The organism is Methanohalophilus mahii DSM 5219, assembly GCF_000025865.1.
Lineage (GTDB): Archaea > Halobacteriota > Methanosarcinia > Methanosarcinales > Methanosarcinaceae > Methanohalophilus > Methanohalophilus mahii.
In genome coordinates, this window is record NC_014002.1 from 1332265 (window position 1) to 1353789 (window position 21525).

The 21525-nt window shown below is 41.3% G+C and carries 18 protein-coding genes and 2 tRNA genes; 12 read left to right on the forward strand and 8 right to left on the reverse strand.

Annotated elements, in window-relative coordinates; genetic code table 11:
- Positions 1-624: 624 nt before the first annotated feature.
- Positions 625-710: transfer RNA gene (locus MMAH_RS06555), tRNA-Leu, on the reverse strand.
- Positions 711-934: 224 nt separating this feature from the next.
- Here MMAH_RS06555 and MMAH_RS06560 point away from each other — a divergent pair.
- From MMAH_RS06560 to MMAH_RS06590, 7 genes are all read left to right on the forward strand, one after another.
- Entirely contained in the window at positions 935-1600 is a 666-nt protein-coding gene (locus MMAH_RS06560; protein WP_013037761.1) for a molybdopterin-dependent oxidoreductase, read from the forward strand.
- 302 nt (positions 1601-1902) lie between these two features.
- Complete coding sequence (locus MMAH_RS06565; RefSeq protein WP_013037762.1) at positions 1903-2346, forward strand: ester cyclase; 444 nt, start codon at positions 1903-1905, stop codon at positions 2344-2346.
- 108 nt (positions 2347-2454) lie between these two features.
- Positions 2455-4128, forward strand: a complete 1674-nt coding sequence (locus tag MMAH_RS06570) for a site-2 protease family protein (RefSeq protein WP_013037763.1) — start codon at positions 2455-2457, stop codon at positions 4126-4128.
- A 17-nt stretch (positions 4129-4145) separates the two neighbouring features.
- Positions 4146-5036, forward strand: a complete 891-nt coding sequence (locus MMAH_RS06575) for a potassium channel family protein (protein ID WP_013037764.1) — start codon at positions 4146-4148, stop codon at positions 5034-5036.
- Positions 5037-5160: 124 nt separating this feature from the next.
- Positions 5161-5844 (forward strand): potassium channel family protein, encoded by a 684-nt coding sequence (locus MMAH_RS06580; RefSeq protein ID WP_013037765.1) that lies wholly within the window; start codon positions 5161-5163, stop codon positions 5842-5844.
- A 3-nt stretch (positions 5845-5847) separates the two neighbouring features.
- The gene (locus MMAH_RS06585; RefSeq protein ID WP_013037766.1) at positions 5848-6621 is read left to right on the forward strand and encodes a sulfite exporter TauE/SafE family protein; all 774 of its coding nucleotides are present in this window, start codon (positions 5848-5850) and stop codon (positions 6619-6621) included.
- A 57-nt stretch (positions 6622-6678) separates the two neighbouring features.
- Positions 6679-6776, forward strand: a tRNA-Arg gene (locus MMAH_RS06590).
- 33 nt (positions 6777-6809) lie between these two features.
- On the opposite strand, the gene pheT is transcribed toward MMAH_RS06590, so the two are convergent.
- On the reverse strand, positions 6810-8429 hold the full coding sequence (gene pheT / locus MMAH_RS06595; protein WP_013037767.1) for a phenylalanine--tRNA ligase subunit beta: 1620 nt from the start codon (positions 8427-8429) through the stop codon (positions 6810-6812).
- A gap of 192 nt (positions 8430-8621) precedes the next feature.
- Between pheT and MMAH_RS06600 the strand changes: the two genes are divergently transcribed.
- The 3 genes from MMAH_RS06600 to rnhB are packed head-to-tail and all read left to right on the forward strand — an operon-like array spanning position 8622 to position 13659.
- Entirely contained in the window at positions 8622-10775 is a 2154-nt protein-coding gene (locus MMAH_RS06600; RefSeq protein ID WP_013037768.1) for a type II/IV secretion system ATPase subunit, read from the forward strand.
- A 17-nt stretch (positions 10776-10792) separates the two neighbouring features.
- The gene (locus tag MMAH_RS06605) at positions 10793-12997 is read left to right on the forward strand and encodes a type II secretion system F family protein (protein ID WP_245526205.1); all 2205 of its coding nucleotides are present in this window, start codon (positions 10793-10795) and stop codon (positions 12995-12997) included.
- A gap of 14 nt (positions 12998-13011) precedes the next feature.
- Positions 13012-13659: a ribonuclease HII gene (gene rnhB, locus MMAH_RS06610; RefSeq protein ID WP_013037770.1), complete on the forward strand. Its 648-nt coding sequence runs from the start codon at positions 13012-13014 to the stop codon at positions 13657-13659.
- On the opposite strand, the gene purQ is transcribed toward rnhB, so the two are convergent.
- The 5 genes from purQ to MMAH_RS06635 form a co-directional block, all read right to left on the reverse strand.
- The gene (gene purQ / locus MMAH_RS06615) at positions 13660-14352 is read right to left on the reverse strand and encodes a phosphoribosylformylglycinamidine synthase I (protein ID WP_013037771.1); all 693 of its coding nucleotides are present in this window, start codon (positions 14350-14352) and stop codon (positions 13660-13662) included.
- A complete protein-coding gene (gene purS, locus MMAH_RS06620) occupies positions 14349-14600 on the reverse strand; it encodes a phosphoribosylformylglycinamidine synthase subunit PurS (RefSeq protein WP_013037772.1) in 252 nt (83 codons plus the stop codon). Before purS ends, purQ begins: the two co-directional genes overlap by 4 nt.
- Before the next feature lie 68 nt (positions 14601-14668).
- Positions 14669-15256 (reverse strand): CDP-alcohol phosphatidyltransferase family protein, encoded by a 588-nt coding sequence (locus MMAH_RS06625; RefSeq protein WP_013037773.1) that lies wholly within the window; start codon positions 15254-15256, stop codon positions 14669-14671.
- A gap of 79 nt (positions 15257-15335) precedes the next feature.
- On the reverse strand, positions 15336-15602 hold the full coding sequence (locus MMAH_RS06630) for a tetratricopeptide repeat protein (RefSeq protein ID WP_157198709.1): 267 nt from the start codon (positions 15600-15602) through the stop codon (positions 15336-15338).
- Between the two features lie 87 nt (positions 15603-15689).
- Positions 15690-15962 carry a tetratricopeptide repeat protein gene (locus MMAH_RS06635; RefSeq protein WP_013037775.1) on the reverse strand — a complete coding sequence of 91 codons (273 nt, stop codon included), beginning with the start codon at positions 15960-15962 and terminating at the stop codon, positions 15690-15692.
- Between the two features lie 394 nt (positions 15963-16356).
- Between MMAH_RS06635 and gpgS the strand changes: the two genes are divergently transcribed.
- Together gpgS and MMAH_RS06645 are read left to right on the forward strand one after the other, a co-directional pair.
- On the forward strand, positions 16357-17580 hold the full coding sequence (gene gpgS, locus MMAH_RS06640; RefSeq protein ID WP_013037776.1) for a glucosyl-3-phosphoglycerate synthase: 1224 nt from the start codon (positions 16357-16359) through the stop codon (positions 17578-17580).
- 60 nt (positions 17581-17640) lie between these two features.
- Positions 17641-18786: a pyridoxal phosphate-dependent aminotransferase gene (locus MMAH_RS06645; RefSeq protein WP_013037777.1), complete on the forward strand. Its 1146-nt coding sequence runs from the start codon at positions 17641-17643 to the stop codon at positions 18784-18786.
- Here the strand turns inward: MMAH_RS06645 and MMAH_RS06650 are convergent.
- The gene (locus MMAH_RS06650; RefSeq protein ID WP_013037778.1) at positions 18776-21433 is read right to left on the reverse strand and encodes a cation-translocating P-type ATPase; all 2658 of its coding nucleotides are present in this window, start codon (positions 21431-21433) and stop codon (positions 18776-18778) included. The genes MMAH_RS06645 and MMAH_RS06650 overlap by 11 nt on opposite strands.
- Positions 21434-21525 lie beyond the last annotated feature (92 nt).

Here is a 21525-nt window from a genome sequence, read left to right on the forward strand (position 1 = left end):
GGGTCCGACTCTCACTATTATATCGGAAAATCACATTTCAAATATATTCTACAATACGCATGTTTATCTTTTATATTAAACGTATGCATTTTTATGTTTCTTTAGAAACCCTTTAATTTAGTAATGAAGGAAAAAAAACGATAATAATAAAGATTCTAAATCAAATGAAACGTCTGGATTTGGATCTTTGTTAACATCTGAGGTACTGATGATAGCAACTCTATTAACAAGAAGGAATGAATGAGAAGATGAATCCTTCATTATTTGGTTTTTTGAAACATTTAAAAAAACACCAAGTTCCAACATTGTAAGTTGCCCATGCATTGGTATTAATTGGTGGACAAAATCAGATGTATTCGGTTACATCCAAAGTTCGATGCCCCTACATCAAATTCTTTCTTTGTTATCGTGATGATGGGATTTCCAATTGTACTTGTTTTGAGAAGAGAAAGGGATTAATTGAAGAAGTGAGATATCTCTTCCATTTTCAATTTTTTTATACATTGTAATTTGTTCATTCATTTAATTATGATTAGAAAAAAATTGATACTTGCTTTATAAAAAATACTTAATAATTTTTTATCTAAGGTTGCATTTTTCAATTCTACCTATAACCCGATTGGTTGGTGCGAGAGGGGGGATTCGAACCCACGAACTCCTACGAGAATGGATCTTGAGTCCATCGCCGTTGGCCGCTTGGCTACTCTCGCACATTTTTTATTGCAGATTCTGTTTGGGTACTGCAACCAGAATATGCAACATCTAAATAACACGATTTTTTATAAATCTATCGCAGGAAAAACATAATTGGGACAGCACTGACAACTATACTGGCCATTTTCTCATTTTTTTATTGCAAGCAGGAACACCTCAATACATCATACAAAACCTATTTTTGTAATCAGTTCCAAGTTCCATATACAGAGGTTATTTCATGAGATATCCAATATATCTTTTCCTTATCATTCTAGTGTTTTCATCAGGATGCATTTCCAACACACCGCAGGAAACAGAAGGTAGCGGTGTGCAGGATAATGAGACAGAGACACTGGAATATGACGGTGTTGAACTTACACCGATTGAAGAGCAGCGCAACAATGGTATCAAGGGAACCCAGTATATTGATAGAGAGACCTACACACTCAAAATCAGCGGGATGGTAAATGAAACTACACTTATAAGTTATGAACAGCTCACCTCCTCCCGGGCCGTTTCCAGGGTAATACCGCTTGATTGTGTAGAAGGATGGCGCTTTACAGCACTGTGGACAGGTGTACCGGTGGATATCCTTCTGGAAGAAGCCGGAGTCAGAAAAGGGGCTAACACGGTTATTTTCTATTCAAAGGACGGTTATTCTACATCCCTTCCGCTGGATTACCTGATTGATAACAATATTATTGTTGCCTACAAACTTAATAACGTCACCCTCCCCCAAGAAAGGGGCTTCCCCCTGCAACTTGTAGCAGAGGGAAAATATGGTTACAAATGGGCTAAATGGATCACCGCGATAGAGGTGACAGACGATGAGAATTATGAAGGATTCTGGGAAAGGCGTGGCTACAATAATAATGCAGATGTAGATGGTCCAAGGTTTCAATAAATACAAATGAATTTCAGAAATATAGAAGAAGGCAGAGATATTGTAGAACAGGTGCAAACCATACAATTCGGGACTTTTTTGTTTCTAAGCCCAGATACCTCCGCCTTAATCTGCCAGAAGTTATAATCAATCCTCTGTTGTGCTTATACTTCTACAATATAATATACAGAGTATATAGAATATATATATCCCAGAACTACAGGTCAGAACCAATTGTACCTGATATATACTGATACTGCCGGATAATTATGCAATTTTCGTGAAATAAACTTTTTAAATATAAACTCTGTCTACTATTAGCAATGGGAAACAATGAGACTAACGATGAGCAAATTTGTGGCTCTATTGATAAAAACAAAGAAATCGTGCTGAAAGTCGCCAGAGAAGGATGGAGTCCTGTTATGGTGGATAAACATTGCACTGAAGATTATCTGATGCATTATGGCGGAGAAATACTGGACCGGGAAAATCTCAAGGAATTCATGGGTGCCATACACCATGCCCTTCCAGACCTTCATTTTGAAATAGAAGACATGATCGCCGAAGAGGATAAAGTTGTTACACGCTGGAAAGCAGAAGGCACCCATAAAAGAACATTTCAGGGTGTGTTTCCTACAAACCGCAAAATTAGTTTTACTGGCATAACCATAAGCAGGGTAAAAGGTGAAAAGATTGCCGAGGACTGGGAAGAGGTAGACCAGCTCAATTTCACCCAGCAATTTGGCGTCTATCCCGACGATATATAATTTATTCTATAGCAGGCAACACTATCCCCTGCCCAGTTGATTTTAATATAAAAAGATATTAATTCAACCATCTAATCATCACTGGCATCAATCCTTCGGAGAATTCAATTGGTAACCACTAACATCATATTGGCGATATTTTTAGTATATTGGGCCGCAGTAGCCTATCTTAACAAAAAGGGAGTACTGGAAAAGTACAATATATCGGCATACGGCCCCATACTCATGATCAGAACTGTCAGGGGGCTGGCTCTTCTGGACAAACTTGCAAAACCCCGCCGTTACTGGAGAGTATTTGCAAATACCGGCATTGTGCTGATGTTCATAGGCATGTTTGCCATGCTTTTTATTGTCATTCTTTCAGATATCGCGCTTATTGCTTCCCTTACAGAGAATGCAATGCCTCAACCCGGGAAATTCAATGAGGCCCGCAATGTATTCCTGATTCCCGGTGTCAACGAATTTATCCCCCTTACATGGGGTATCATTGCCCTGATAGTAACACTGGTAGTTCATGAATTTGCCCATGCCATTCTTGCCAGGGTAGAAGATATCAGGGTAAAATCCATGGGAATACTTGTTGCCCTGGTGCCCATAGGAGGATTTGCTGAACCCGATGAGGAACAACTTTTCGGGGAAGGGAAAGACGAATTTGGAAGTCCTGTAATAAATGAGAAAAAAGCCACCAGAAACCAGCGTGCACGCATCCTGGCCGCTGGAGTGATGTCCAATTTTGCAGTGGCCCTGATTGCTTTTGTTCTCTTTTTCGGACCTGTATTGGGAGCTGTAGCTCCTATGAGCGACACAATGGTCGTGGATGTTAAAGAAGACTCTGTAGCTGACATGGCAGGTATTGAAAAGGGAATGGTAATTACCGGCATCGATGATCAGGAAATACGTTATGCCAGTGACGTTGTAGCCTATTTGAACAAAACAGAAATCGGATCTACGGTCACCCTGAAAGCAGCCAAAGACCGAAAGGTAAGAGAGTATGAACTGAAAGTAACCGACAAGCAGGATACCGGAGATTTTGGAATATATATCAATGATATTGTAGATGGTTCACCTGCAGAAAGAAGTAACCTTGAAAAAGGGATGTTTTTACTATCCATCAATAATGTTACTACCCAAACCCCTAAAGAATTTGTCAATTTCATGAATACCACAACTGCCGGCCAGGAAGTGGAAATAGAGGTTAAGACAACTGAGGGGGAAAATAAAATATACACTTTGACACTGGGGCAACATCCTGATGGCACTTCCGAAAAAGGGTTTTTGGGAGTTTATTATGGCACAGATGGAGTAAAAAATATACCGGTAGGACTTTCGATCGGCGAGTACCCCGCCCATGAATATCTGGATATGCTCAAAGGCCTGCCTTCCATGCTCACAGGCGTAGCTGGCTGGGTAATTATGTTAGGTCTGCCCATAATCGGATTTGCAGGAGAAGGATTCCCCGGGTTTAGTGGCACCCTTGCCCAGTTCTATGAACCCGTTGGGTGGGGTGAACCTCTCGGTGTAGGAGTTTTCTGGATTGCCAACAGCCTTCTTTGGATTGGATGGCTGAACTTCTATGTAGGCTTATTCAACTGCCTCCCTGCTGTACCGCTGGATGGAGGACATGTATTCAGGGATTACCTCCAGTCATTCCTCAAAAGGTTTACAGGAGATGAAATCAAGTCAACCACCCTTGCAGGAACCATAGCAGGCACATTTACGATATTTATCATATTGTCCTTTGTCCTGATGATATTCGGACCCTACATAGTACATGGTTTCTAAACACAGGATGGATGAAAATGAAATTACCGGCCATGTGGAGACGATCACTGTACCATTACATGGGCATTTCCCTGGGAGTGGTGATCATCGATACGATCGTCTTCCTTCTGCTGGTAAATTATGAAGGACAAACGCAATATTATAATCCTGTTGATGCTATATATTGGGTAATCTCAACTGCCACTACTGTAGGTTACGGAGACATTGTATTAACAAGTCCAATCGGCAAAATTTTTGCCATCTTCGTACAATTAAGTGGTGTAATCATGGTATTTGGTATTTTGATTACTTTTGTCATCACACCGTGGTTTGAAAGATCCCTGAACATGCCCCTCCCTGCAAAAGCCCCGGAATCTATCACTTCCCATATCATAATATGTGGTTATAATAAATTGATGCAAACTCTTATAGAAGAACTGCAGGAACAAAATGTAAGTTTTGTAATAATTGAGGAAGATGAAGAAGTGGTTCGCAGGCTTCTCGATCAAAATCTTTCCTGCATATATGGCAGGGCTACAGAAGATAAAACCCTGGAAAATGCCAGAATAAAAAATGCCCGTTTTTTAATAGCCAACCGCTCGGACGAAGAAAACGCCAGTATTGTACTTACTGCTTCAAACCTTGCAGATACTTATATAATATCAGTTGCAGAGGATTCTGCCAATATCAAGTATCTCAAATATGCAGGTGCAAAAAGAGTCGTCTCCCCAAAACTTGTACTCGGACGATTCCTTGGGAAAAAAGGATTGGACCCCTATGTCAGAGGGCTTGGCGGAGCGACTGCATTTCTGGGAGATAATAATATTGTAGAATTACCAGTCTATCCTGCAAGTTCCCTTATTGGCAAATCATTAAAAGAAAATGATATTCATACAAAGACGGGCGCTAACATAATCGGCTTAAGATAAGAAGGCAAATTACTCCTTAAAGTTGAGGACAGGGAAATAATCAAGGAAAATACAGTGCTGCTTGCAACCGGCACCATGGAACAGTTAAGTGATTTGAAAGATCTCACAAAATAAGAGGATTGGAATGCAACGGGGCCATATAGTAGTTCTTGGATATGGGGATGTAGGTAAAAGGGTTGCAGAAATACTTGATGAGACCAAAATCCCCTTTGTAATTGTAGATTCGAAGGAAGAACTTTTTTTCAAAAAGGATTTTGAATATATTATAGGAAACGGTACAGATGAAGAAATCCTGAAGAGTGCAGGCATAGAGGATGCCTCCACAATTATAATTTGTTTAAATGATGATACTGATGTAATTTTTGCAACTCTGGTGAGCAGAGGCCTAAACCCCGATTCAACTATATTTGCAAGGGCAAATTCGGTAGAATCCATTGATAAAATATACAAGGCGGGAGGCGATTATGTAGCGTCTCTGTCCATTGTTGCCGGGCAGATGCTGGCAAAAATAACCTCTTTATGTTACTATTCAGAAGAATACTGCCCGATAGACGAGATCATGTTGTATGAAGGGATCGAGATCGAACGGTATGTTGTGGATAAAAGGATGGAAGGCAGAACAGTGGGCAGTCTTGGTCTGTATGAAACTACAGGCTGTCGTATTATTGGTTACATGAAAAATGAACAGGTACACATCGACGAACTGGATGACATCGTACTTGAAAGGAACGATGTCATATCGGTTGTAGGGACACGGGAAAATATTGCCCGCTTCAAAGCAAAATACAAAGATGTAAAGGATAAATGAGAAATGTTTACGGACCCTCTTCTCCTTGCATTAATTATTCTGTTCCTTTCCTCTGTTTTTGCATATCTGGGAATCGGGGGAGCGGTGATCTACGTGCCTCTTTTTTACTGGATAGGGATCGACCTGCGAATAGCTATTCCGCTTTCCCTTTTGCTCAATGTGGTTACTACCGGTTCATCCTCATTTATATACCTGAGAAAGAAAACAATTGACTTCCATGCTGCAATCCCCTTTCTGGTATTCTCGGTTATCGGGGCACCCATCGGGAAATACATAGGGACACAGATCTCAGAAAATGCAATTATTTCAATTTTCAGTTTTGTCATAGTCCTTGTAGGTTTGATTATGATGGCCCCCGGTTCAAGAAATGCGATCCTGCCCAAACCTGCAGATAAAAAACGTTTGCTCATGGGATTGCTGGTCGGTCTTGGAGCGGGGGTATGTGCCGGTTTACTGGGTATCGGGGGAGGTTCTTTTGTAGTTCCCCTTCTGCTGGCCTTCGGATACGGAGTCCGGGAGGCCGCTGCAACATCTTCGCTGATTGTTCTCGTCTCTTCGGCTTCCGGTCTGGTGGCTCATCTCAACAACATATCCCTTACAGACAGCACAGTAATTTCACTTGGATTAGCTGCCTTCATTGGAAGCCAGCTGGGATCCCATATCATGTATACACCTAGGGGCAACCTTGAAGCATTCTCCAGAAAATATTTCAAAAATATTTTTGGACTTTTTCTTATTGTGGTTGCGCTTCTCTTACAATATCGAGTCCATTTTTAAATGTCGCTTATAGAAAAGTTTAATAAACGTTATCACTATGATAAGGCTGCTTCCTGCGGGCCCGTGGGGTAGCCAGGATATCCTGATGGGCTTCGATGTAACCTGGAAAGGTGCGAAGATACCCATTGACTCGTGTTCGAATCACGGCGGGCCCGTTCTGTTTTAAATGGTAGTTGAATACCAGTTACTTATTCATCCAGATTTATTTCAAAACCTACAACCGGTTGTCCAAGCCCGAAATTGAGTATGACTTGCGGATGAATTTCTCCCATCACACCCACCTTTGTGCCATTTACCAGAATATCTGCTTTTCGGCCTTCGATAAATGCCGGATCTTCTGATGGACTAACTGAATAAGGAATATTTCGCTCCAGCATCATAGAATCAACGATTTCCCTTATTTCCTCGAAATTTGCCAGTGCATGAATAGACGTAGCTGCCAGATGCAGCTTATTTGCACAATTTACGATAGCCTCACCTACCTCAAATATGCGCTGAGGCAGTTCATGATGCTGGTTCAGGGAAAGAATTTCCAGCTGGTTGGGCAGAAGGGTCGTGCGTATCATTGTCTGATCTTCACTGATGGGATGCATAACAGGCGTCACATCTTCTGTATGTGGCCTTCTCATATTATCAAAATGCACTTTCTCACTGGTAAGAGTGAATGGCATCACTTCAGAATATCCCAATCCAACCATAATCTCCCTGATATTATCCTGTATCAGGGAAAGGGGATGTGCCTCACCGGTTGTTGAAGTGGACGGGAATATTGCCTCAATATTGTCAAAGCCTACTGAAATTGCAATGTCTTCAATTATATCATAATTATGCAGGATATCTGCCCTGTAGGGAGGAATTTCTATCTCCACTACATTTGTGCCTGCAGGTGATGCCGCATAACGCATTCTTCTCAAATGGCTTGCTACTTCATCTGATGTGAAGTCCATACCAATAAGGGATTTTACTTCATCCATTGAAATAATGCGTTTTTCCGGTGAAAGATCAGGAGTGAATTTTGATTCCCCGTCGGGATAATTGATCTTAACAGATTCAATCCTGCCTCCACGATCAGCAAGTGCAGCCACAACAATGTTAAGGGCTGTATAGACTTCCGCACTCAGACCTGTTACATCTATGAAAAGGTCGGTGGTATTTTTGTCCACCATCGTTAGTGTTCCGTTTATAATAGGTGGGAAGGAAAGCACCTGATCCTTAGCATCAAGTATAAGGGGATATTTTGAATAGCCTTCAAGAAGAGGGGCAAAACGTGTGCCCTTTGGATGTCTTTCAAGAATATCTGCCAGGCTCATGGGTTCGGTGAAATCGAGGGGAACAAATTCCACTGATGGGTCCGCACCGATATACCTGAAAGGTGGTTTGATCCTCGAAAGGTCATGAACCCCTATTGATACTTTCTTACGATCCCTACCCAACCCCCAGTGCAGGGATTCCTGCAGGTCCATCAGAGCTTTTATTGAGGATTCGGTGAATTTGACTCCGCGGACAATCGCACAAGCAAGCACAGGACGGATATTCTTTATATCATCGTCTAGAGATATTTCAACATCTGAATGTTTAATATCATATTTTACGGGACCTGTTTCAATATCCATAAATCCCCGCATTGCTCTGGAAACACCTTCGACACTATATAGGTCGGGACGATCAGGGAAGAATTCGATATCAATGGATTTCTCTTCAAGACGTTCGATATCTGCTCCGATCATGGGAACCCTGTCTATTATGCTATCCCTGTCAGTACCTGTAAGTTTCTCAAGGTCTTCATAATCCAGTGTTATAATGGGCATGGGGATCTTCCGTAAAGTTGGTCTGTATGCTTGGAAAGTAATGGGCATCTAAGATTTAATGTTTTTCATGGATTTGGCAGAGAAGGAATTATCCATAACTATAATAATGATAATAATATTATTAGTGGTATATATCTACACTGCGTTCAGGCCCATAATACCCACAAATAACAATTAATTTCCGGTGACAAAATGAGTGATGAAGATTCCGTAAAAAAGGGTATGGATAATTCAACCAAGGAAGATTATTCAAAGAACAATAAAAATTCATCCACTGGAAAGCAAGAAGAATCGGGATTAATAGAACCAAAACTTTTCAAACCCGGATCATTCCATAAAAAAGAAAATTTCCCTCAAAAGGGTACCCTATTTGTTGAAGAAAAGAAGGATGAAATTATTTTCACACCTCTCAAAGGTGAAAAAATCATACATAGAGAAAATTCATCTGCAAACAAAAATAATGAAGAGCAAAGAATAATATCAAGTGAAGAATCAGATGTTTCCGATTCTAAAGAGGATTTACCAAATATATTCACTCCACCTCCAGAAAATGAAACTACTGACAAAAATATTGGCAATATACAGGAAAAAACAACTGAAGCCATTGACACAGAAGACCTGAATGAAAACGATATGGCAAAGGCATCCTCATCTCAAGTTCCTGTTGCCACCGATGACACGGAAAATTTACTGGCGGATGAACTGGAAGAGGAAGATAAAGAACCAGACGAAAAGACTGATTCGCAAACTAAAATAAAAACAAGTTTCAAAAATATTAATTTTGTCCAGAAAATACGTAATCTCCTTGAAAGAGAAATAGAACCAATTGAACAGTATGATCCTGCTATCCATGGCCCAATTACATATTTTGAAGGAATAGCAAATTATGAAGAAATTGAGAGATATTGGCTTGATGAGCCGTTTTGTTTTGTTGTCATACTTTATAATGAACTCCTCAATGATTATCTATACCAGATAGTTGAGCCAAAATTAGACGAATTTGAAGAAATCTTCCTGACAGAGATTAAAGATCGTCTGCGTGATGTTTTACTTGTGGAAAATATTGACAGGCTGGCGGATAAAGAAAAGATACTGGAAGATAAAATACTGATTATCCTTAAGGATTATGCTATTAAATTTACCCCCTTAATGTTGGGAAAAATAATTTATTATGTGAAACGGGACTTTGTCAGACTGGGAAAAATTGATCCACTGATGTATGACGATGGGATAGAAGATATATCGGGTAACGGACACGATAAACCTGTTTTTCTCTACCACAAAAAATACACCAATATTTCCACCAATATTTATTTTGATGAGGATGAACTCAATTCTTTTATAATCCAACTTGCTCAGAAAAGTGGTAAACATATATCTGTAGCCGAGCCAATGATAGATGCTACAATGCCCGATGGATCCCGTATCCAGATGACTCTGGGTACAACTGTAACCACTCACGGCAGTACCTTCACAATTCGTAAATTCAGTGAAACTCCTATTACACCAATTGACCTGCTTGAATGGGGTACTTTCTCTTCGGCAGGAATGGCATATCTGTGGTTGTGTATTGAAAATAATAAGAGTCTAATATATGCAGGAGGCACAGCTTCAGGTAAGACTTCGTCATTGAATGCAGTCTCCCTATTCATTCCTGAAAAAGCAAAAATCATTTCCCTTGAGGATACAAGGGAACTTAAGTTGCCACATATTAATTGGATACCGGGAGTCACTAGGGATTCATTTACAGCAGATGATAGGGGAGCCGTTGATATGTACGACCTGCTGAGGGCGGCTTTGAGACAGAGACCCGAGTACCTGCTGGTAGGTGAGGTCAGGGGCAAAGAAGCACTGACTTTGTTTCAGGCAATGTCTACAGGCCACACCACATTTTCCACGATGCATGCTGATTCTGTGTCATCGGCAATTCACAGGCTGGAGAATCCTCCTATAAGTGTGCCCAGGAATATGATCCAGGCCCTTGACATAATGAGTATTCAGGCACAGACATTTTCAGCAGGTAAACGTGTCAGAAGAAACCTGAAACTTGTGGAGATCACCGATATAGATCCAAATACCCGCAATATTCGAACCAACGATATATTTACGTGGGATTCATCTACTGATTCCTTCAGACATACAGGTAAATCCAAAGCATTGAACGATATAAAGCTACAAAGGGGCTGGAAAGAAGCAGATATAAAACGAGAACTTCAAACCCGGCAAGATATACTTGAATATATGTTGGATAATGGTATCCGGGATTTCAAAGAGATTGCTACCATCATTAAAGAGTACCAGGCAACACCTGAAAAGACCCTTGCCAGATTTGGAATGGATAAATGAAAAATGGTGGGATAAACTTGGATGGATCACAAACTGAAGAAAATGACGCCACAGTTGAACCTGATGCAACCGGGGAATCTACGGATTCTGTCAATAAAGCATCCCACCTACCTCAAACCAATAAGATATCGTTCAAACAAAAAATAACAAACTCTTCCAGACATCTGAAAACACGTTTAAAGTTAAATGGAACAAACAATTCAGAAAAAGATTATGGTCATATTCTTTTTGAACTTGCTAAAAATATTCCTTTTGCCCTGCTTGGAGAGAAGATAAAGGAAAAAGGAGACAGGTATTCAAACCTCCAGCTCCAGCTCAAACAGGCACGAATTCCTGTATCCTATGAGATGTATGTATCAGCAGGTATATTTTATTCTGTTGTTGCAGGGATTTTCGGGGCTTTGCTGGGATTTTTATTTGCTTATCTTATTTTCACTATCATAGGATTGCCCGATCAGCTCACCGGCATTCAGGTCAATTCATCTTTTGCATGGTTGCTGGCCTACAGGGATATTATAATAGGCTTTTTTATTGTTATTTTCCTGACACTTATGCTGGGGGGGATAACTTATGTCCTTTTCATGTTTTATCCTGCATTCCAGGCTGGTGAGAGGAAAAACAATATCGATCAACAGCTCCCCTATGCAGTAACTTTCATGTATGCATTAACAAGGGGCGGGATGAATATCCTGGATGTATTCAAATCCCTTGCAAAAGCAGAAGATACCTATGGTGAAGTGGCTGTCGAAGTCGATACCATTGTGAAGGATATGGAATATTTCGGACATGACATCAGAACCGCATTGGCAAATATATCCAGCACTACCCCTTCAGACAGGTTTCAGGATTTGATATACAATCTTGTTACAATTATAGATAGTGGAGGGGATATTGCAAAATATTTCCAGGATAAATCTGACCAGTATTTGCAAAAAAGTATGGTAGACCAGAAAGGTTTCCTGGAAACACTGGCATTGCTTTCTGAATCATATGTAACCGCGTTTGTGGCCGGCCCACTGTTTATAATAATAATGGGAGTGATGATGATAATAATGGGCTCCGGGTCAAAATCAATGGTATATGCAATCATATATGCTGTACTCCCTATCGGTTCCCTCATGTTTGTTGTTATGATCAGTATAATAACACCTGGCGAGCTCGGGGAACCAAAACTACTCAAAACCACTGATACATACGATCATGGAATTCCCGAAGTGCCTCTACACCTTCAGCCGGTTTATGATGAAAACGGGGAAGTTGTAGATGAAACTGAGGACAAAGTAAAAAAACGCGGATATTTTGAAAGTTTCATAAAATCAAAAAAGGGCCTTCAATATAAGAAATATATAAGGAATCCCTTAAAGCCAATGCTTGAAAAACCCGAATATACACTGATTATAACAGGCCCGATTGGCGCATGTATAATAATAATTCCTCTCCTGCTCAATATGAATGATGGCGGATTACCTTCCGGGATAATTGATTTTATTGATGATTATCTTGTATTTGGATTCTTTGCAACCGTTGTCCCTCTGACAATATTCTATGAAAAGAAAAATAGGCGCAAGAAGAAGCTGGAACAAAATATTCCTGACCTGTTGAAAAAACTGGCCAGTACTAATGAGACCGGAATGACCTTGCAGGATTCAATAAAGCTTATGTCAAGAAAGGAGACTGATACGCTCAGCAAGGAAATAAAAAAGGTATGGAGGGATATTTCCTGGGGAGTAAACATAAATGACAGTCTTGTCAGATTTGCAAACCGTCTGAGGACGCAGGTTGTGGCAAGGTCATTTACCCTTATTACCAAAGCCAATGAGTCCAGTGGGGATATAGGGCAGGTCTTACTCGTGGCATCCCGTGATGCATCATCAGAACAGGATATGAAACGGGAGCGTTCAATGAGCATGATGATTTATATAGTAATTATCTACATCGCTTTTCTTGTTTTTGTAGGTGTGATCTATGTAATATCCACCACATTCCTGACAGAAATGGCAGATGCAGGTGCAAAAATGGCTGCTTCGGGAACACAGGGAAGTTTCCTTTCAAGTTTTAACTTGGACGAGTATACGAGATTGTTCAAACATGCCTGTCTGATACAGGGTCTGAGTTCCGGCCTGATGGCAGGAGCAATGGGTGAAGGAAAAGTCCTTGCTGGATTGAAACATTCAATAGTGATGATGACAATTGCATATGTTATCTTTACTGTATTTATCTGAAGATGAGGACAACTATGAAAATTGCAGGAATCGATGAAGCTGGCAAAGGACCGGTAATTGGACCAATGTGTGTCGCCGGTGTTATTATGGATGAATCAAAGATAAATGCCCTGAAGAACCTGGGTGTGGCTGACTCAAAAAAACTGTCTCCTAAAAGAAGGGAAAACCTTGCCCGCCAGATACGTAAATATGCCGACGGGATCTTTATTCAGGAAATAGAAGCCTGCCAGATAGATGAATTACGCAACATAATGAGCATGAATGATATCATGATAAGAGGGTTTTCAAGTGTCCTCGAAAACCTGAAACCCGATCTTGCATATGTAGATGCTGCGGATGTAAATGCAGAAAGGTTCGGCAAGAAACTTCTTGCAGCTTTTGAAAAGAAACATGAACGAGAAAAAAAACCCGAGATCATTTCAGAGCATGGTGCCGATGACATATACCCGATAGTATCTGCGGCATCCATTATTGCAAAAGTCAGAAGAGATGAGCTTATCGGAAATATCAAAACAGCTATCAATGAAGATTTTGGAAGCGGTTATCCATCTGACCCGAAAACTAAAAAATTCCTTCAGGAGTGGATGGATAAAAATGGTAATTTACCCGATTTTGTCAGGCATTCCTGGAAAACCGCTGCAAAACTAAAAGGAAGCAGATGATTATTTCCGGCCGGATTCAACCATCGACTTAAACATCAAAAGACCATCATCCGAACCTATAATTGTCTCCGATGCTCTTTCGGGATGTGGCATCATACCCAAAACATTACCCTCTCTATTTGTGATTCCTGCAATGTTATTAAGTGAACCATTTGGGTTGACATCTTTGGAGGGGTTGCCTTTTTCATCTACATACCTGAATACGACCTGATTATTATCCTCCAGCTGTTGCAGGGATGCGTCATCATGGTAGTATCTGCCATCCTTATGGGCAATAGGGATGCGGATTACCTGGCCCTTTTCATACATTGAAGTAAAGGGTGTATTCGTATTTTCCACCCTCAGGTACGACCATTCACATTTGAACTTGGGATAGCTGTTTGTTGTGAGGGCTCCATCCAGCAAACCTGATTCAGTAAGTATCTGGAAACCGTTGCATATCCCCATCACAGGCTTGCCATCGTTGGCCAGTTTTTTCACAGCTTCCATAATAGGTGTTCTTGAAGCAATAGCACCTGATCTCAGATAGTCACCATATGAGAAACCACCCGGGATTATAGCAGCTTCATAGCCATCAAGTTTTCCCTCTTTATACCAGACAAGTTCGGCTTTGATTCCAAGTACATCCTGCAAGATATGCAGGACATCATTATCACAATTACTTCCACCGAACTGTATGATGGCAACAGTCATTCTATTTCCCTCAGGTCAATCGAGTAATCGTGAATTATAGGATTTGCAATTAGTTTCTGGCACATTTGGTCAACAAGGTCACGGGCATTTTCTTCTGATTCTGCATTAATTTCAATGACATACCTTTTGGTGCTTTTAACGCTCTCTGTATTATAACCTAGGTGTCCCAGAGCACGTTTGATAGTGGTTCCTTCAGGATCCAGCATACCGGCCTTTAGATTGATAGTGACTTCTGCCTCATATAGCATATTAATCCTCAGCTGTGATTGTAAAATAATCCAACCCTAGACATAAATGATTTGTTATATAATCTCTTCTATAGGCGCTGTTTTGCCCCCATAACCCGCTGTATAAAAGTAATATGAGTCAGGATTGCAATAAGTACAAGTGCCTGCAGGAGGAAACCTGAAAGTGCGCCGATGATAAGAATTATAATTCTTTCTGATCTTTCTGCCACCCCTATGTCAAGTTTGGATACACCTGCTGCTTCGGCACGTGCACGTGTGTAACTGACAAGATATGAGCCGATCATTGCGAAGACACACCAGAGCCACCCTTCTATAAAAAATCCAGTCCCTTGAATTGTATTGTTTACAAAACCATAAATCAAGCCTGTAAAAACAATAGCATCTGCATAACGATCACATACCGAATCAAGTACCCCTCCAAAAGCCGATGTTGTACCACTGGCACGTGCAACAGCCCCGTCTAAAACGTCAAGTACACCCCCCAGAATTAAAAAAAGGGCACCCAATAAAAGATCGCCTTTTGCAAATTCAAAAGCTGCCAGAAAACTTACAATAAGCCCAAGATATGTGATGGTGTCGGGAGAAAAGGGGATTCTGGATGCAAATGGCAATACAGAATGACGTATGGAGTTTTTTAAATTACCAAGTATTTCCATCCCTCTTCATAAATTGGTAGCATAAGCGTAGATATATTGGGATTTCACATATATAAAATTAAACACAAATAATGGGTACTTAGTAATTGGATGTTTGTTTGTTTTGCTGATTAAGCAGTGATATAGCTTTTTTCAGATAATTTTTTGCTTCTTCACATTCCGGATCAAGATTTAATACATGAGAAAAACACCGTGTTGCTTCATCATATGCCCCTTTTAAGAAATTTGATACACCCCGACAGTTCCACAGAATGGTTTTCTTTTCAGCAGAATCCGTTTCCCTGATATTTATCTGTTCATAACACATAAGGGCTTCTTCATATTTTTCCATAGTACAGAACATCATGCCTTTATTCAGCCATGCATTATCATAATTGGGATCGATTTGCGTGGACCTTTCAAAACATTCAATCGCTTTTTCTGGCTATTTCAACTAGGAATAAACTATACCTCTATTATACCAGATGTCAGGATTATTCCCATCAAGTTCAAGAGCATGATCAAAACAACGAATCGCTTCCTGGTATTCTGTCAGATCACTGTGGGCAATACCTTTATTCGTCCATACAAGGGCAATCGCTTCGTTATCCCATATAAGAGAATCTTTTTCCACTTCGAGAACGCGTGAGTAGCAGCGAATCTTGTCTTCAGGATATTCGGCGTGAAAACCAAGCTGAAACCATTTTTCTGCCGCCATTCCTTCCATTTATAGTATGCTCCTGACCACGCCAGATATAAAGTATAAGTACAAATATAAGGTAATTAGAAGTATAAAATACTTATTATCTATTACATATAATCATCCAAAAGGGACAGCAAAGAAGTTCAATTTTGTAGAATATACAAGCATAACCGTTGTTGAATCATATATCCAATGAGTCTTTAATCATACTTTTCTGAAATACTGACGTGATGTAACTGGCAGATTTATATTGTGCAGCTTTCTTATTTGAATTACAAACAGATAGAAAAGTATAAATTTTTTGGCTCCATTATATAGAGCAAAAATAGAATTATGAATAGACTTCCAATCACTGATTCAACTTTATGGGGGAGAAGAATCAGGATAACAAAAAAATATTCATAAACGGGGGTATTAAATGGATTTTCATCAGGAGGATATTACTACAATACATGATTTTTGCATTGATGTCAATAAACTTGAAAAAAAAATCAAGCAACTTGAACAAAAACGACCTGCTTGCCTGATTATACCGATATTATACGAAGAAGTCGAAAACCATCCCCTCCAGCAAATCGTGGAGGTATTAAACAGGTGCGACTGTGTTAAACAAATAATTATTCCAATGGCAGCTGATAATAAAGAACAATACAGAAAAGCTGCACAATTTTTCAGCCATTTAAAAACTGACCATATGCTTATATGGTGTAATGGCAAAAGGGTCCAAAATATCATTGATGAAATGAAAGAGATTGATCTTGACCTTACAGGTTTCCGGGGCAAGGGCATGGATGCCTGGTTGGCCCTGGGCGTTGCCAGTCTGAATTCCTATGCAATCGCCCTGCATGATGCGGATATTGTCAATTACACATCTGCCATTCCGTTAAAACTTCTATACCCTATAGTCAATCGTGATCTGAATTTCTTTTTCAACAAAGGTTATTATGCAAGGGTAAATCTGGACAAAAAAACTATGCATGGACGTGTTTATCGTCTTTTTGTCCAGCCCCTGATGGATACCCTCCACAGGGAACTGCGATGTGATTCAGAGATCCTGGATTATTTCAGGTCTTTCCGCTACACCCTCTCCGGAGAATTTGCAATGACAAGCGATCTTGCCCTCAATATAAGAATTCCGGCCGATTGGGGACTTGAAGTCGGATTGCTTGCAGAAGTCTACCGCAATGCCACTTTCAAGAGGGTATGCCAGACAGACCTTGGGTTTTACGATCATAAACATAAAAAACTTGGCAAGGACCGCACTGAAGGTCTCTGCAAGATGACCGGCGATATATTCTCAACATTTTTACGCATAATCACCGAATCATCAACCACTCCTATATCCCCTTCACTTTTGCATAGTATACAGGTAAAATATAAGAGAAGGGGCCAGGACCTTATAAGGAAATATTATACAGATGCCCTTTTCAATGGCCTTAACTTTAACCGCCACGAAGAGGAAACCTATGTGGATATGTTCTCAAAAGTAATCACGAAATCCGGGGAAGAATATCTTGATAAGACCCATGACATGCTGTTGCCAGAATGGACAAGAGTCCTCTCCGCAATACCTGACCTAAGGGAACAAATATGTTATGCAGCACGCGAGGATGCCAGGGAATTCAATGGTAACGTATTTTGAGAATTGGATAATAGATTGAAAAGTCAGGTTTAAATAACAAATACAGCGCATACCTTTACTATGATATCCCAGAAAGTCGCAGGCATACCACCCTTTTACGTTATGGAAGTACTGGAGAGGGCCCAGCAGCTCGAAGCGCAGGGGAAAAGTATTATTCACCTGGAAATCGGGGAACCGGATTTCCCCACCGCTCCTCATATATGCGAAGCTGCCCACAATGCCCTGGATGCCTGCAATACAACCTACACACACAGTCAGGGTATTCCGGAACTCAGGAAGTCAATAGCTGCGGATTATAACACACGTTTTAATCTTGATATCGACCCTTCGCAGGTAGTTGTTACTTCAGGTACAAGCCCGGCCCTTATGTTGAGTTTCATGGCGCTTGTTGATGAAGGGATGAAGGTAACGATGTCAAATCCTCATTATGCATGTTATCCCAATTTCGTCAAAGCCATTGGAGGCAAAGCGGTCCTTGTTCCTGCAAAAGAGGAAGAGGGCTATTGCCTGAATTCGGATAATCTTTCGGCAAATATTGATGCTGATACAGCTGCCATTCTCATGAATAGTCCCTCCAACCCCGCAGGTTACCTTATGCCTCCAGAAGAGATGCAGGCAATTGCTGACCTGGCAGGAGCTATCCCGATAATTTCCGATGAGATTTACCAGGGACTTGTTTACAGGAATGCAGAGGACCATAGCATACTGGAATACACGGATAATGCAATCGTACTCAATGGTTTTTCCAAAAAATACTGTATGACCGGCTGGAGACTGGGGTACATGATCGTACCCCCTAACATGACCCGATTGATCCAGAAGATGCAGCAGAATTTTTTTATATGTGCCAACAATTTTGTCCAGCACGCCGCAGTTGCAGCGCTCACAGGTCCACAGGACCATGTGAAATCAATGGTTGAGACCTATGATAAACGTCGTATTTACATGCTGGAAAAACTCAAAAGTATGGGTTTTGGCATTAATTATACGCCGGATGGTGCTTTCTACATCCTGGCTGATGCAGGTGAGTTTACCGGGAATGCACTTGAATTCAGCAGGCAGATTCTGGAAGAAACCGGAGTGGCCATTACGCCGGGAATCGACTTTGGATCAGGTGGGGAAGGCCATGTGAGATTCTCATATGCCAACAGTATAGAAAATATAGAAACGGGAATGGAAAGACTTGATGCTTTCCTTAACGGGTAATCTTGCTGCTTTGACGCTTACGCAGCATCTTTTCGGTTTCGATCACAAAGAACACAGAACTGGCGGTTAATACTATAATTACCCAGTCAATTAACCTTAAAGGTGCTGTGTCAAGGATGTCATTAATCAATGGGTTATAGGTTATCAACAATTGTAGCAGGATTACCACAATCACCCCCGCCAACATTGACATGTTGGAAAATAGCCGGCCAAATATATTTTCATAAATGGATTTTGAACTGAAAAGATAGAAGATCTCAAAGAATACAATGGTATTCAAGGCAATGGTCTGTGCTGTAGCTACTGTGGTTTTCTGGTCGTTGATTTCAAAGAAGAATAACAGGAATGTTGCTGTTACCATCAGCAGGGCAACTAAAAGGATTCTTTGCTTGATAACCGGCAGTAAAAGCGGCTCTTCGGGTGGACGTGGATGTCTTCTCAATAACAGGGATTCCTTGGGTTCAAAGACAATTGGTACACCCAGACCAATTGCTGTTACAGTATTAATCCACAGTATATGTAGAGGCAAGAGAGGAGGATTGGTAATTCCCAGCAGCACTGCAGCCATTACAGCAAGCCCCTCAGCGGCATTGGTGGGCAGCATCCATAAAATTACCTTCTGGATTTTGTCGTAAACATCCCTGCCTTCCTCCACAGCATTTACAATGGAAGCAAAGTTATCATCTGCAAGCACCATGTCCGAAGCCTCCTTGGCAACCTCTGTACCGGATTTGCCCATTGCAATCCCTATATCTGCTCTTTTGAGGGCTGGTGCATCATTTATTCCGTCACCTGTGACGGCCACAATCTCTCCCTGCTCCTGCAGCAACCTGACAATACGGGATTTATCTTCCGGGGAAGTCCGGGCAAAGACAGAAACATTTTTTAATTTTTCATGCAGGTGCTCATCCGACATGCTATCAAGCTCTGAACCTGTAAGTACACCGTCTGTGGATATACCGAGTTGATTTGCGATACTGTGAGCTGTGAGTCCATGATCCCCCGTGATCATGATTACACGGATACCGGCTGTATTGCATTTTTTTATAGCATCCCTTACCTCTTCCCGGGGAGGGTCACGCATCCCCTGCAGTCCCAGGAAAACAAGATCGTCAATATCCTCTTCCTTCACTTCTTTCCTGCCAGTTCCCATTTCCCGGTATGCCATGGCAATAACCCGCAAACCTTTGGACGCCATGTTTGAAGCAGCTTCGAGTATTTCGGTCGGATCAAAAACCTCATCATCTCCGTACTTTGAGGAGCACATCCTGATTATTGTTTCAGGTGAGCCCTTTACAAAAATTACATTGGATTTTTCATCCATTTCATGCAGAGTGGCCATAAATCGCTTTTCAGATTCAAAGGGCAGTGAATCAATACGAGGTAAATGGAAAGATGATGCTTTCAAAGCGGATACCAGCAGTGCCCCTTCTGTGGGATCACCAGCCACACCTCCTTCTTCACGGAGATACGCATCGTTACACAGGGAACCTGCCTTGAGGGTTTCCATCAAGGAACCATAATCATAAGGAGAAATTTGCACACCTTCGCTGGCAAAGCCCCCTTTGGGCGAATAGCCTTCACCTGTAACCTCAAACCAGCCTTCAGAGGTGTATATGGTTGTTACGGTCATTTGATTCATTGTCAGGGTGCCTGTCTTATCGGAACATATGACAGTAGCTGACCCCAGTGTTTCCACAGAAGGCAGGTTCCGTATGATGGCATTCTTTGAGGCCATGGATTTTACCCCTATGGCCAGTGATATGGTGATAAGAGCTGGCAAACCTTCAGGAATGGCCGCAACTGCAAGACTCACTGAAGCCAGAAAAATATCCAGATTCTCAAAGCCCTGCAGGCGTCCGATAATAAATGTTATTAGCGAAGCAAAGAGGATGACAACAAAGAGTAGTTTCCCCAGATGGTTTATGGTGCGTATCAGGGGGGTGGAAATACTTTCCGATTCCTTGATGAGTTCTGAGATCCTACCTATCTCGGTACGGGGGCCGGTTGCCACCACCACCCCATATCCAACACCCTGCGTTACAAGAGTGGCAGCGAATGCCATGTTTTTCTGGTCTGCAAGTGGTACGTCCTCACCGGAAATGGCTGTGGTTTTCTTTTCAACCGGCGTGGATTCACCGGTCAGAGCTGATTCATCAATACGCAGGTTCTTGGTCTGGAAAAGTCTTACATCGGCAGGTACCCGTGCACCGGCTTCAAAGAGCACCACATCCCCTGCTACCAGTTCTCGACTGGGAATGACTTTGCGCTGTCCATTGCGCAGTACAGTAGCTTCGGGACGCATCATCCGGGCAAGGGATTCCAGAGCGTTTTCAGCCTTTTTTTCCTGCACAAAACCAATTATTGCATTGGCCAGGACCACTCCGCCAATCACAGCAGTATCTGCATATTCCTTTAAGAAGAACGTGACTATTGCAGCAGCGATTAACACATAGATTAATGGGCTTGCAAATTGCTTGGCAAAAAGATACAGTGGACCATGTTTCTTTTTTGCCTCAACTTCATTGTACCCATAGGTAGATAATCGAAAAGATGCTTCATCTTCGCTTAAGCCTTCCTTATTGCTTTCAAGGAGAGAAAAGGTCTCCTCTGAACTAGCATGGTACCACTTAACCTCCCCATTCATAAAAAAAGAATGGAATTATGGAGTTAAAGTTTTTGTGATTGAATAAACGTCTCCCATAAATACCCACCTGGATACTGGGTGTAACATTGATA

Excerpts from the sequence above, each read along its gene's own strand:
- MMAH_RS06560 (WP_013037761.1), top strand. The coding sequence starts at position 935 with ATGAGATATCCAATATATCTTTTCCTTATCATTCTAGTGTTTTCATCA.
- MMAH_RS06565 (WP_013037762.1), top strand. The coding sequence starts at position 1,903 with ATGGGAAACAATGAGACTAACGATGAGCAAATTTGTGGCTCTATTGAT.
- MMAH_RS06575 (WP_013037764.1), top strand. The coding sequence starts at position 4,146 with ATGAAATTACCGGCCATGTGGAGACGATCACTGTACCATTACATGGGC.
- MMAH_RS06580 (WP_013037765.1), top strand. The coding sequence starts at position 5,161 with ATGCAACGGGGCCATATAGTAGTTCTTGGATATGGGGATGTAGGTAAA.
- MMAH_RS06585 (WP_013037766.1), top strand. The coding sequence starts at position 5,848 with ATGTTTACGGACCCTCTTCTCCTTGCATTAATTATTCTGTTCCTTTCC.
- pheT (WP_013037767.1), bottom strand. The coding sequence starts at position 8,429 with ATGCCCATTATAACACTGGATTATGAAGACCTTGAGAAACTTACAGGT.
- MMAH_RS06600 (WP_013037768.1), top strand. The coding sequence starts at position 8,622 with ATGAGTGATGAAGATTCCGTAAAAAAGGGTATGGATAATTCAACCAAG.
- rnhB (WP_013037770.1), top strand. The coding sequence starts at position 13,012 with ATGAAAATTGCAGGAATCGATGAAGCTGGCAAAGGACCGGTAATTGGA.
- purQ (WP_013037771.1), bottom strand. The coding sequence starts at position 14,352 with ATGACTGTTGCCATCATACAGTTCGGTGGAAGTAATTGTGATAATGAT.
- purS (WP_013037772.1), bottom strand. The coding sequence starts at position 14,600 with ATGCTATATGAGGCAGAAGTCACTATCAATCTAAAGGCCGGTATGCTG.
- MMAH_RS06625 (WP_013037773.1), bottom strand. The coding sequence starts at position 15,256 with ATGGAAATACTTGGTAATTTAAAAAACTCCATACGTCATTCTGTATTG.
- MMAH_RS06630 (WP_157198709.1), bottom strand. The coding sequence starts at position 15,602 with ATGATGTTCTGTACTATGGAAAAATATGAAGAAGCCCTTATGTGTTAT.
- MMAH_RS06635 (WP_013037775.1), bottom strand. The coding sequence starts at position 15,962 with ATGGAAGGAATGGCGGCAGAAAAATGGTTTCAGCTTGGTTTTCACGCC.
- gpgS (WP_013037776.1), top strand. The coding sequence starts at position 16,357 with ATGGATTTTCATCAGGAGGATATTACTACAATACATGATTTTTGCATT.
- MMAH_RS06645 (WP_013037777.1), top strand. The coding sequence starts at position 17,641 with ATGATATCCCAGAAAGTCGCAGGCATACCACCCTTTTACGTTATGGAA.
- MMAH_RS06650 (WP_013037778.1), bottom strand. The coding sequence starts at position 21,433 with ATGAATGGGGAGGTTAAGTGGTACCATGCTAGTTCAGAGGAGACCTTT.